The sequence below is a fragment of the Flavobacterium sp. xlx-214 genome (genome assembly GCF_013874595.1).
Lineage (GTDB): Bacteria > Bacteroidota > Bacteroidia > Flavobacteriales > Flavobacteriaceae > Flavobacterium.
Window position 1 is genome coordinate 2,578,714 of sequence record NZ_CP059431.1, and the last position, 12,913, is coordinate 2,591,626.

The 12,913-nt window shown below is 34.2% G+C and carries 12 protein-coding genes; 6 read left to right on the plus strand and 6 right to left on the minus strand.

From position 1 onward, the window contains the following. Window positions 1–34 precede the first annotated feature (34 nt). Together rfbC and rfbB are read right to left on the minus strand one after the other, a co-directional pair. Window positions 35–589 (minus strand): dTDP-4-dehydrorhamnose 3,5-epimerase, encoded by a 555-nt coding sequence (gene rfbC, locus H1R17_RS12070; protein ID WP_163433151.1) that lies wholly within the window; start codon window positions 587–589, stop codon window positions 35–37. Between the two features lie 3 nt (window positions 590–592). Next, on the minus strand, window positions 593–1,642 hold the full coding sequence (gene rfbB, locus H1R17_RS12075; protein WP_163433150.1) for a dTDP-glucose 4,6-dehydratase: 1,050 nt from the start codon (window positions 1,640–1,642) through the stop codon (window positions 593–595). A gap of 341 nt (window positions 1,643–1,983) precedes the next feature. Between rfbB and H1R17_RS12080 the strand changes: the two genes are divergently transcribed. Continuing rightward, window positions 1,984–2,964 carry an IS110 family transposase gene (locus H1R17_RS12080; RefSeq protein WP_163433153.1) on the plus strand — a complete coding sequence of 327 codons (981 nt, stop codon included), beginning with the start codon at window positions 1,984–1,986 and terminating at the stop codon, window positions 2,962–2,964. 102 nt (window positions 2,965–3,066) lie between these two features. On the opposite strand, the gene galE is transcribed toward H1R17_RS12080, so the two are convergent. From galE to H1R17_RS12100, 4 genes are all read right to left on the minus strand, one after another. Beyond that, window positions 3,067–4,083 carry a UDP-glucose 4-epimerase GalE gene (gene galE / locus H1R17_RS12085; RefSeq protein WP_163432822.1) on the minus strand — a complete coding sequence of 339 codons (1,017 nt, stop codon included), beginning with the start codon at window positions 4,081–4,083 and terminating at the stop codon, window positions 3,067–3,069. Between the two features lie 43 nt (window positions 4,084–4,126). After that, window positions 4,127–4,564, minus strand: coding sequence for an adenylyltransferase/cytidyltransferase family protein (locus tag H1R17_RS12090; protein ID WP_163432823.1), 438 nt, complete (start codon window positions 4,562–4,564; stop codon window positions 4,127–4,129). A gap of 166 nt (window positions 4,565–4,730) precedes the next feature. Next, window positions 4,731–6,017, minus strand: a complete 1,287-nt coding sequence (locus H1R17_RS12095; protein WP_163432824.1) for a type II toxin-antitoxin system HipA family toxin — start codon at window positions 6,015–6,017, stop codon at window positions 4,731–4,733. Beyond that, on the minus strand, window positions 6,011–6,358 hold the full coding sequence (locus tag H1R17_RS12100) for a helix-turn-helix domain-containing protein (RefSeq protein ID WP_163432825.1): 348 nt from the start codon (window positions 6,356–6,358) through the stop codon (window positions 6,011–6,013). Before H1R17_RS12100 ends, H1R17_RS12095 begins: the two co-directional genes overlap by 7 nt. A gap of 1,061 nt (window positions 6,359–7,419) precedes the next feature. On the opposite strand from H1R17_RS12100, the gene H1R17_RS12105 reads away from it, so the two are divergent. The 5 genes from H1R17_RS12105 to H1R17_RS12125 are packed head-to-tail and all read left to right on the plus strand — an operon-like array spanning window position 7,420 to window position 12,910. After that, window positions 7,420–8,028 (plus strand): flavin reductase family protein, encoded by a 609-nt coding sequence (locus H1R17_RS12105; RefSeq protein ID WP_163432826.1) that lies wholly within the window; start codon window positions 7,420–7,422, stop codon window positions 8,026–8,028. Beyond that, window positions 8,025–10,277 carry an FAD-dependent monooxygenase gene (locus H1R17_RS12110; protein WP_163432827.1) on the plus strand — a complete coding sequence of 751 codons (2,253 nt, stop codon included), beginning with the start codon at window positions 8,025–8,027 and terminating at the stop codon, window positions 10,275–10,277. Before H1R17_RS12105 ends, H1R17_RS12110 begins: the two co-directional genes overlap by 4 nt. Window positions 10,278–10,279: 2 nt before the next feature. Further along, entirely contained in the window at window positions 10,280–11,860 is a 1,581-nt protein-coding gene (locus tag H1R17_RS12115) for an AMP-binding protein (RefSeq protein WP_163432828.1), read from the plus strand. A 37-nt stretch (window positions 11,861–11,897) separates the two neighbouring features. Continuing rightward, a complete protein-coding gene (locus H1R17_RS12120; protein WP_163432829.1) occupies window positions 11,898–12,470 on the plus strand; it encodes a hypothetical protein in 573 nt (190 codons plus the stop codon). Window positions 12,471–12,481: 11 nt separating this feature from the next. After that, window positions 12,482–12,910 carry a thioesterase family protein gene (locus tag H1R17_RS12125; protein ID WP_163432830.1) on the plus strand — a complete coding sequence of 143 codons (429 nt, stop codon included), beginning with the start codon at window positions 12,482–12,484 and terminating at the stop codon, window positions 12,908–12,910. Window positions 12,911–12,913: the final 3 nt, after the last annotated feature.

Here is a 12,913-nt window from a genome sequence, read left to right on the forward strand (position 1 = left end):
ATCTTTCAAATAAACGATTCAATGAATAAACAGTTTACAATTTTACATTAAAAAACTCGTTAAATGTTGGTAGAACAATGTCTTTTTCTGACACGATTTCTATTCCTACTGAAATTCCCCAATCGATATTTAAGTCAGGTGAATTGTACAATATTCCTTGTTCTGATTCTTTGTTATAAAAGTTATCGCATTTATAGAAAAACACTGCTTCATCACTTAATACCGAAAAACCATGTAAAAAGCCTCTTGGTACAAATAATTGCTTGTTGTTTTCTGCTGTTAAATGAATGGCAACGTGTTGACCAAATGTAGGTGAACCTGGACGTGCATCTACTGCAACGTCAATTACTTCTCCTTTTAGTACTCGAACTAATTTTGCCTGCGCATGTTCTCCTCCTTGAGCATGCAATCCGCGAATTACTCCTTTTTTAGAATAACTTTGATTGTCTTGTACAAAATGGGTATTGGTTTGCGTTAAATCATTAAATGTTTTTTCATTAAAACTTTCAAAGAAATAACCTCTTTCATCTTCAAACTTGCGTGGTTCTACGATGAAACATCCTTTTATATGGGTTTCTGTAGCAGTCATTTATTATTTATATTGTGTATCGTAATATTTCTGATAATCACCTGAAGTTACATTATTTAACCATTCTTGGTTGTCCATAAACCAATCAATCGTTTTTGCTAAACCTTGTTCAAAGGTAACACTTGGGTACCAACCTAATTCTTTATTTACTTTATTAGCATCAATAGCATAACGTAAATCATGCCCTGGACGGTCTTTTACAAAGGTGATTAATTGCGCTGATGTACCAACTTCACGACCTAACTTTGCATCCATTTGTTTGCATAGTTCTTTTACAAGGTCAATGTTTTGCCATTCGTTAAAACCGCCTACATTGTAAGAATCTCCGTTTTTACCTTGATGGAACACCAAATCGATTGCTTTGGCATGATCAATTACAAACAACCAATCGCGGGTGTATTTACCATCACCATAAATAGGCAGTGGTTTGTTATTAATAATATTATGAATACAAAGCGGAATTAATTTTTCAGGAAAATGATTAGGACCGTAGTTGTTAGAGCAATTGGTTAACACAATAGGCAAACCATAGGTATCATGATAAGCACGTACAAAATGATCAGAAGCCGCTTTAGACGCTGAATAAGGCGAATGTGGATCATAGCTTGTTTCTTCAGTAAAGAAACCTTCGCTGCTTAATGCTCCAAAAACTTCATCGGTAGATACATGATGGAAACGTTTGCCTTCAAAAGTATCTTTCCAAATTTCACGAGCCGCATTTAATAAATTAACGGTACCAATAACGTTTGTCATAACAAAAGCCGAAGGATCAGCAATAGAACGATCTACATGCGACTCTGCCGCTAAATGAATAACACCCGTTGGTTGGTGTTTTCTAAACACTTCTAAAACAGCTGAAGCATCGCATATATCAACCTTTTCAAAAATGTAATTAGGCAATTGATCGATATCTTTCAAATTCTCTAAATTACCTGCGTATGTTAAGGCATCTAAGTTTACAATGGTATACTCTGGATACTTGGTTACAAATTCACGTACTACGTGAGAACCGATGAATCCGGCTCCGCCGGTAATAAGAATAATCTGTTTCATTGAGTTTAAAACTTTTTTTCAAAGATATAGCTTTTAAAGAAACTATAAAAAGGAAATGTTCTATGTTCAATATGTATGTGCTGAATCATTGAACTGGGCTTCGACTTCGCTATTAGATTTGTATTCAATAACTTTAAGTAGTAACAAAGAAAATAAATCTGAACAACCAGAGGGAATAGGAGAACTAGTTCGACTCTTAAACAGTAGGTTTATACTGAGCATTAGTCCTATTTTCCTCTTTGGTTTATAGTACCATTTAGAATGTTAAGCATCAAGGCTTATTAATAGCGTTAGCAATAAAACCAATTGGTTGCCAGAGTTATTTTCCTAAATCTAAAATTATGAAAAAAAATGTAATTGGTGTTGACGTATCCAAAGATACACTTGATTATTGCATCTTAGATGTAGAAAATCATTCAAAAATTGGTAAAGGAACCATTGCTAATGAAGAAAAAGCTATTCTGAAGTGGTTACGAGAGTTTGATGTTGAAAATACAATAATCAGTTTTGAACACACAGGTCACTACGGAGCCCTATTAGCTTGGGTTTTGGAAGATTCAAAATTTGTGTATTATATAATCAATCCTTTAGATCTCCAGCGTTCGTTGGGTATTCAACGTGGAAAATCTGATGTTGTTGATGCTTACAGAATCGCAGAGTATACCATTGGGAATAAACATAAGCTAAGCCCATTTAAACTCCCAAGTGAAGGTTTGAGGAAATTAAAAGTCTTAATGACAGCTAGAGAACGTTATGTGAAAATTGCTGTACAGATTAAAAACAGTTTGAAAGCCGAAGAGATTTTAGCAACGAAAGTGGATATAAAAAAGCTAATTAGGCTTGAAAATCAACAATTAAATGTCATTGAAAAAACAATCAAAGCTTTAGAAAAAGAAATGATGGATATCCTAAAATCTATAGATGAATTACAGCTTTCGTACAAAAAAATTACTAGGATAATTGGTGTAGGTCCCATTACAGCATTGAAATGCATTATTGAAACAGATAATTTTATGAAGTTTACTGATGCGCGTAAATTCAATTGTCATTGTGGGTTAGCACCGTTTCCATATCAATCAGGAAGCAGCATAAAAGGTCGGACTAAAACACATTTTCTCAGAGATAAAACCCTTAAGACTATTCTGTTTAATGCAGCAGGATCTGCTATACAACACGATCCTCAATTAAGAAACTATTATCTCGATAAAATTGAAAAAGGGAAACATAAACTAACCGCTCTTAATGCAGTAGCAAACAAAATTGTACTTAGAATATTTGCTGTCGTAAAAAGAGAAGAGCCTTTTGTGAAATTAACTACTTAAAAATTTGCTTTTATCTTAGAATGCTCAGCTATTGTTGCAATACTGGTCAATCTAGAAACAAAAAAAGGAGTAACATACTAATTGCTACTCCTTTTTTGTATTCTATTTATCTTGTAACTGCTGTTGGAATTGCCAAGCGGTTTGCATGGATGTTTCTAAACTAGTGGTTGGTTGCCAGTCTAATTCTTGTTTTGCTAAGGAATAATCGGCATAAGCTTGTTCGATATCTCCTGCTCTGCGTGGCTTAATCTCATACTTGATTTTGATGCTGTTTGCTTTTTCAAAAGCATTGACAATTTCTAAAACCGTTGAACCTGTACCCGATCCTAAATTAAAGAACTCTATATTTTGTTTGTTCTTTTTATTTAATAATCGTTGTACCGCTTTTACGTGTGCATCAGCTAAATCGTTCACATCAATATAATCGCGAATAGCAGTACCATCACGAGTATCATAATCATTTCCAAAGACACCTAATTGCTCTCTAATACCCATTGCGGTTTGTGTTACATATGGTACTAAGTTGTTTGGAATTCCGTTTGGTAACTCGCCTATTAAAGCAGATTGATGTGAACCTACTGGATTAAAATATCGTAATGCAATTGCATTTTTAGTACTTGCCTTTACAAAATCTTCAATTATTTCTTCACCCATTTTTTTGGTGTTTCCGTAAGGTGCTTCTGGCTTTTTTAGTGGTGTTTTTTCATGAATAGGCATTTGATCTGCTTGACCATAAACAGTACATGAAGAAGAGAAAATGAAGTTATCTACTTTGTAGGTTTCCATTGCCTCTAACATATTTAACAAGCCCACCATGTTGTTACGGTAGTACATTAATGGTTTTTCAACCGACTCCCCTACTGCTTTGTAAGCTGCAAAGTGAATGATGCCATTAATTGCATTTTCACTAAAAAAAGCATTTACTTTTTGTTGGTCTTTAAGATCAATATTAAAATAAGCTGGTTGCTTTTGTGTAATGGCTGTAATTTTATGCAATACGGCTTCTTGTGTATTGGATAAATCATCAATAATCAACACATTAAAACCAGCATTTTGCAATGCTACTACCGTGTGCGAACCAATGTAGCCTAAACCGCCTGTAACGAGAATGTTTTTCATGGGAATTGTTTGGAAGAACGCATAGCTTTAAAGCTCTACTTTTCTATTTTAATTGTCCGTTTAATTTTTTTGTTTCTTCATTTGCTACAATCTGACGTAAACCTGAGCTTGAAAAACGGTGGTCTCTGCTGTTGTAGTACAATTCAATGCCTTTTTCTTCACAATACATGCGATCTGTAAAGCTTTTCTCTTTATACTCATCACCTAAAATACGTACATCAATCTTAAAAGAACGAAGAATATCTTCTAAATCTTGTTCTGTAGCATAAGGTACTATTTCATCAACCGATTTACATGCTTTTAATTGTATGTAACGCTCTACAACGGTTTGAATGGGTTTATTTTTTTCAGGTCGATCTAATGTAGGGTCGGTTTGTAACCCAACTATTAAATAATCGCATTGGCGCTTTGCATCCTCTAACATTTTAATATGGCCTGCGTGCAACAAATCGAAAGCGCTAAAAGTGATTCCTATTTTCATGACTGTGTTTTTTCTTGTTTTTCTTTCTATATGAAACAAATGTAAACTATTTTGTGATAATATAAAAGTCCCCTAGCTCCTGAATGGGAATTAGTGACGAAGTAATATAGTAACGAGTGACGAAGCGAAATAGGTATAAAGCTATGTGTTGAATTGTTCTTTGAATTTATTTGAGTTCTTTTAAAAGTATTTGATCTATTAGCTTTATTTTATTCTCATCTACTTGATATTCTTCGGCATATTTTCTCCAGTTTTTCACAATTTCAATACATTTATCAAGCACCAACTCTGGGTTGCGAATAGAGTTTTGCTCTGCAATCGTCAATAAATCTTTACGTAAAAAATCTTTACGTTTTCCGTTAATACTCAAATTATGTTGACTTACCCAGTAACTATCTGGACGATATGCAAAACATATATCATAGGCGGGTGCTAATTTCCATTTTCCTGATTGATCCATTAAGAATGAGAAATTTTTGGTATGATCATCACAATTGCGTGCCATTACATTGAACACCATTCGCTTATACATTTGTTCTGCTTCTGTGTATGTTAACCTTAATTGACGCATGGTTTGAAATACTTGCTCATAGCTATAAGAGGTGATATTGGCAAAATCATAATGCTGTAATGCACATAGGGTTTGCGTATGTATTTTTTGATTGCCTTTTACTCGATCAAATCGTTTGGTCATAAAATGCACGCGGTTATTTTCTTCGATTAATCGAGATTCCATCATTTCGATACCAAAGTCGGTTGCCATTTTATAATATGCCATTTCTACCCTACCGTATCCTTTAGATTCACCAAACTGCACATCGCTTACCTCATCAAACTTAATTAACCAATGCTCAAAACCTTCATCTGCTAATGTTTGACCAGATTTTATTTGTCCTGTTATTTCATTATATGCAATAATTGCTTTTGGACGTGCACCACCTGCCGAGGTTCCCATTTTTAGAACATCCATCATTACATCTTCCATTTTATTCTTAGTTGTAATGTTTAGATCTTCTTTGTTTGTTAATAATGCTTTTGTTGTTTCTATTAAATCGGTTAATTCAATCTCATAAGATGGCGTTTCTTTAGCTAAAACAGGTTCAAATTCTAAGGCACCCATTCCTCTTTTTCCAATAAAACACAAAAGCTCTACTGGATTTAAACTATCATCTGGTCTACCTTGACGGGCTAACCAAGCATTAATTAAATCTTTTCCATATCTATCGGGTAACGCATCAGCTAAAAGCCCTGGCAAACCCTTAAATGTTTCACTATCTCTAAATTCTGGAAAATTGTAGATTCTATTTTTTGCTGGCATTTTAATGGGTGCAATAGGCAATTGTTCTAATTTAAATTTTGAATCATACTCAAAATTAGCAATACCTCTTTTCTCATCCCAGGCAACAGCACCAACACGTTGTTTGTATATGTTTATAAAAGCTGTTGTTACCATCCTAAATCTTCTGTATCTGTATTTGGGTTGCTTATTTTAGAAGCTCTTTTACGAGGTTGTTTTTCACCCTTAGCCAATTGTATTGGACTAAGCTCTTCTGTTATATCAAAATTGATTAAGACATATAAAGCATCTAATATGCGTAATATTTTGATGAGATTTACCAAGGATATGTTATCTCCACGCTCTATTAAACTAAGCATGGAACGACTAATGGTTGCTTTTTTTGCCAAATCGTTCTGTGTCATATTTTGCTTTATTCTTGTTTGCTGAATAAAGTAACCTATTTTTTGAAGAAGTGCTTTGTCTGACAAAACATTAATGTCTATTATATTATTCATATTTGTTAAATATAAGTATTATTGCGTATTATTTTAGACAATAAACTATCCTTTGATTATGTATCAATAACGTATAATAAAGCATGCATAAATTACAAATATAGCAATTTATGCATTATATCTTATACATTATATTTAAATAGTAACAAAGAAGAGTTAATTACGAATTTAAAATTATGAATTACGAATTGAAATGATTTTTTGGTTTTAAATTCAATGTTCTAGATTGAACTGTGGAAGTACAGTATGACTATTGATCAATTTTTTTTTCTTAATATCAAAAAATAAAACTAACTGAAGCTATATTTTTGTTTTAGATAAATACTAACAACATAGATACATTTTACCACATACATCGCCAATAAATAATATCATTTGTTGTTTTACTAAACGCAACTCCTTTTGAATATCCGTGATAAGTTGCTTTAAGTAGTTATTAGTATACAAGAAATCCCAACCATGTGGTTGGGATTTTTGTTTTATTTGGATGGATGTTTTCAATAATCTGTTCTATTAGATTGATTCATTTTAATTGCATTATACAAACAAAACCAGAATATTAAAAAAATAATGGTTTGTAGTATGGCAATAGATAAAAAAGAATTATCAACCATTACTAAAACCCATAGTAAAAAATTTGCAGGTATTGTTACTATTGCAAAAAATATCCATAAAGGATGATTATGATCAAACCCCATTATTTCATACTTGGAAAAAGAAACCATTACAACAATTGTAGCTACAAACACATATAGCAAACTTATTATAAAAGATATAAGCTTTAAATTATTTTTCATAAGTATATAACATTATAAATGTTTAAAACTAAAGATACATTAAAAAACAAAACCGCAAGTGTGGTACTTGCGGTTTATTAAAAATAAGGTGCGGTAATGGTTAAAAATAAAAAATACAAACAACTCTTTTTTATCACTATACATAATATTACAGTTACTGTAGGATTCTTTATCTATTTAGCACTTTAAATTATGTATAAATTGTGCGCAAACAGTAACTATATAAGCGTTTTTTTGCTTTATTTGTATAAACTATATTTTTTTATGCAAATTTTAGTGCAAGATACTAATTCAAGTATACTCTATAAACTATTAACGGGTTTGGTAATTCCGCGCCCTATTGGGTGGATATCAAGCATTGATGCCAACGGTATTAACAACCTTGCTCCTTTTTCGTTCTTTAATGTGGTAGGCGAAGATCCGCCACACGTTATGTTTTCTACCGTACGCACGGGCAATAAAAACAAAGACACGTTAAATAATGTATTAGCCAACAAAGAATTTGTGGTGAATTTGGTTACCGAAGATTTGGTTGATGCCATGAATACTACATCAATTAGCGCCTCTGCAACCCAAGATGAGTTTGCTATTGCCAACCTTACGCCTATTGCGTGCGAAACCATTAAACCAATGCGCGTACAAGAAGCTAAAGCACACTTTGAGTGCGAAATGGTGCATCATTACTTTTTAGAAGATCATACCAATGGCGGTGCCTGTGTGGTTATTGGCAAAGTAAAAATGATACATATTGCCGATGATATTTTATTAGACAACTATTACATTAACTTAGATAAATACAAGCCTGTGGCGCGTTTGGCAGGATCAAACTACGGTACCTTAGGCAAAGTATTCTCAATTAAACGTCCTTTATGAAAATAACTGTTATTGGTGGTGGCCCAGGTGGCTTATATTTTTCTATTCTTACCAAAAAAGCGTTTCCACATTTTGAAATTGATGTGTACGAACGCAACAAACCCGATGATAGTTTTGGCTTTGGTGTGGTATTTTCGGATGAAACTTTGGGCGAATTCTTAAAGCGTGATATGCAATCGTACGAGCTTATTCGTAGCAAATTTGCCTATTGGGATGATATTATTGTGGCAAAAGATGGCGAACAGGTAAGTGCTGGTGGTAATGGTTTTTGCGGATGTTCGCGTAAAACGTTATTAAAATTACTGCATCAGCGTTGTAATGAAGAAGGAGTTGGTTTGCACTTTGAACAAAACATTGACGATGTAGCTCAATTTAGTACATCAGACATCATTATAGCAGCCGATGGTATTGGTAGTACCGTGCGTACGTTGTATAAAGAACAATTTGGCACCAACATTCAATTAAAAAGCAATCGATTTGTATGGATGGGATCTACCAAACCTTTAGATGCTTTTACCTATTTCTTTAGAAGTACCCCTTACGGACTTATAGTAGCACACACTTATCAGTACGAAGAAGGCATGAGTACTTGGATTTTTGAGTGTAGCAATGAAACATGGCAGCAATTACAATTTGAAGTAGAGAACGAAGAAGATACTGTTACCAAATTAACCGCTATTTTTAAGGAAGAATTAGATGGTCATGGGTTAATTACCAACAAATCACACTGGCGACAGTTCCCTCATGTGACCAATAAAAACTGGTCTTATAACAACATTGTATTATTAGGCGATGCTAAGGCAACCGCTCATTTCTCTATTGGCTCTGGAACCAAGCTTGCTATGGATTGTGCTATTGGCTTACATGATGCTATTGTGGCAAACCCTACCAATGTACAAGCCGCTTTTAAGCAATACGAGGCTACAAGAAGAAACCCAGTGGAAATGATACAGTACGCTGCTACCGTTTCTTTAGATTGGTTTGAGCATATGAACCGTTACAAAGCGTTTCCTTTTTATCAATTTTCTTTTGGATGCATGACGCGTTCTAAGAAAGTAACCTATGAAAACTTACGTTTACGCGATCAATCATATACCGATAAAGTATTGAATGAGTTTAAAGAGCGTTATCATTTTACATCAAATAGTCCTGCATTTACGCCGTTTCAATTACGAAATATGGTAGTATCGAATAGAATTGCGCTAACATCAATGAGTCAGTACATGGCACAAAACGGTATGGTGAATCAATGGCACTTTCAACATTACACATCGCGTGCAATTGGTGGCGTAGGTTTAATAATAACCGAGAAAACAGCGGTATGTGCTAACGGTAGAATTGGCGAAACGTGCACAGGTATTTATACCAACGAACAAACTTTGGCGTGGAAAAACATAAACGATTTTATACACCAACATACACAAGCAAAAATTGCTATACAATTAGGGCATGCAGGTAGAAAAGGCACCACAACAAATGCTTTAATTTCGGCATCGGCCATTCCGTTTTCAGAAGAAAGCAACATACCTACCGAATTATCGATCACCCAAATGGACGAAGTGGTGCAACAATTTGTACAAGCTACTAACAATGCCCAACAAGCAGGCTTTGATATGATTGAGTTACAAGCACATCATGGCTTTTTATTGGCATCGTTTTTATCGCCATTAACCAACACTCGAACTGATGAATACGGCGGAAGCATAGAAAACCGTCTGCGTTTTCCTTTACGTGTATTTCATGCAGTGCGTAATGCGTTTCCACAAGACAAACCTATATCGGTACGTATCTCAGCAAACGATTGGGCCGATGGTGGTATTACCGAAACAGATGTTATTGCTATTGCAAATGCTTTTAAAACTGCCGGCGCCGATGTTATTAATGTATCAACAGGTAATACGGTGCCTCATCAACAGCCTAAAACGGGGCGTATGTTTCAAGTTCCGTTTTCAGATATGGTTCGCAATACCGTAAATGTACCTACCATTACAGCAGGTTCTATTACAGATATCGATCAAATAAATACCATTATACTAAGTGGTAAAGCAGATATGGTTGCCTTAGGCAAACCTTTAATGTTAGACCCGTATTTTGTTAGGAAAGCACAAGCTTATGAAGGGGTTGAAATAGATGATGTTCCTGCAGCATACCAAAAAGGAATGACACCTTTATACGCAGCTGAACAAGCCAACAGAAAGCAAACCGAGAAAATGAAAAGGGCATTAAAACCTAAAAGCAACAAGAAATAAACATGAAAGATACATTTGCTAAAGATCATTTACCAAAAAACGATCTACAACCAAAGTATTCCTTTTTAGATTTACCCCAGTTTAACCAACCAGAAAATCTAAATTGTGTAGAACAACTTCTTGATATGCATTGCAAGCAAGGCAATGGCAACCGTCCGTGCATATATTCAAATGATATATTATGGACATACGATGATTTGTTAGCAAAAGCCAATCAAATAGCACACGTATTGGTTGATGATTTACACGTAAAACCAGACAGCCGCGTGTTATTGCGCTCATGCAACAACGCTCTAATGGTAGCTTGTTGGTTTGCAGTATTAAAAGTAGGCGGTATTGTAGTGGCAACCATGCCTTTACTTCGCGCAAAAGAATTAGAAACCATGATTGAATGTGCCGAAATTGCACACGTTATATCAGATTATTCGTTAGCAGAAGAAGTGCATTTAATAGCTTCTGCTTTTGTAAAATCAACCTCTTTCTTTGGTGAAGCGTTGTTTGATGCCTTAATTGCATCCAAACCTACCACTTTTCAGAATCATCCTACAAAAGCTAATGACATTGCCTTGATTGGTTTTACATCGGGTACTACAGGAAATCCTAAAATGACAGCGCATTACCATAAAGATATCTTGAATATTTGCGAAGCTTTTCCTGCATTTTCGTTACAACCCACACCAAAAGATGTCTTTACAGGCACCCCTCCTATTGGGTTTACCTTTGGTTTAGGCGGCTTGGTGTTGTTTCCAATGTACTATGGGGCAAGCACTGTGTTAATAGAAAAGCCAAATCCAGATATTTTATTACAAACCATAGAAAAGTATGAGGTTACAGTGTGTTTTACGGCTCCTACTGCTTGGCGTATTTTAACCGAAAAATCAAAAGACTACAACATTTCAAGTTTAAGAAAATGTGTATCGGCTGGTGAAACACTTCCTTTAAAGATATGGGAAGATTGGTATGCAACTACTGGTTTAAAAATCATCGACGGAATTGGTGCTACTGAAATGTTACACATCTTTATTTCATCTAATGCTGAAAACATCCGTCCGGGTGCTACAGGAGTTGCCGTTACAGGTTACGAAGCTAAAGTGGTAGATAATAAAGGGAACGAGGTAGATAGAAATACTCCGGGTAGATTGGCTGTGAGAGGCATCACGGGTTGTAAATATTTAAACAGACCCGAAAAACAAAGGGAATATGTTGAAAATGGATGGAACATTACGGGTGATGTCTTTAAACAAGACGAAGACGGTTTCTTTTGGTTTGTTGCCCGTGGCGATGATATGATTATTTCATCGGGCTACAACATTGCTGCAATTGAAGTGGAAAGTGTTTTGTTACAACACAACGATATTGCCGAATGTGCGGTAGTAGGTATTCCTGATGCCGAACGAGGTATGTTGGTTTGCGCGCATATTGTATTAAAAAATCACGAAAAAGCATCAAAAGAGTTTGCTACAGAGCTTCAAAATTGGTTTAAGGAAAAAGCAGCGCCGTATAAATACCCAAGAATGATTAACTTTATGGAACGTTTACCTAAAACCGAAACAGGTAAAATTCAGCGTTTTAAATTAAAGTAAGTAGTAGATTTTAGATTTAAGTATTAAGACCTGGTATATGAATAAGCTTCCTAATTTTAACATTGAAACAAAAGGAGAAATATCTTTAGAATTTCTAAAAAGAAATATGTTAACTTTTCATCAAGCAATTACATATATTCAAAAATTACCATACGGAAGAAATGCTGATAAAGATAATTTATCAACCGTTTTTATAGACAACAAAGGAACTTGTAGTACAAAACATGCTTTATTAAAGCAAGTAGCCGATGAAAATAATTTTAATGAGATGCAATTGATTTTAGGTATTTTTAGAATGAATGCTCAAAATACGTTTAAAATTGCTAAAACATTAAAAGAATATAATTTAGAGTATATACCAGAAGCTCATAATTATTTAAAATATAAAGGTAAAATTTTTGATTTCACAAGAATGAATAGTTCAGCTACAGACTTTGCTACTGATTTAGTTTATGAAATCGATATAAAACCAAGTGAAATAAATCAAACTAAAATTCAAATACATAAAAACTTTTTGATAGATTGGTTAAATGAAAATCCTAATATTACCTACTCGCTAAACGAAATTTGGAGTATTAGAGAACAGTGCATTAAAGATTTATCAGAATAAACAATAATATAATGAACTATTTTATAAAAGAAGAACAAATACGTTTTAGACATACCGATTTTGCAGGAATAGTATTCTATCCACGATTCTTAGAAATGCTAAACGATTTAGTAGAAGATTGGTTTGAAGAAGCTTTAAACCGACCTTTTTCTAAAATACACGAAACCAACGGCATACCAACTGTCGATTTAAAAGTGCAATTTAAAAAGGCAGCTCGTATTGGCGATACCTTAATTAAAAAGCTATGGGTTATTAAGTTAGGGTCGGCATCTGTTGTGTGTGGTTTTGTATTTGAGCATCAAAACGGAGACATTTGCCTGCAAGGCGAGGTTACTTTGGTAAATGTTGCCATTGCCGAAGACAGAAAAGAAATTAAATCGGTAGTTTTTAACGAAGAAACCATTAAGAGAATTACTCCTTTTATCATTGAAAATAATTAAATT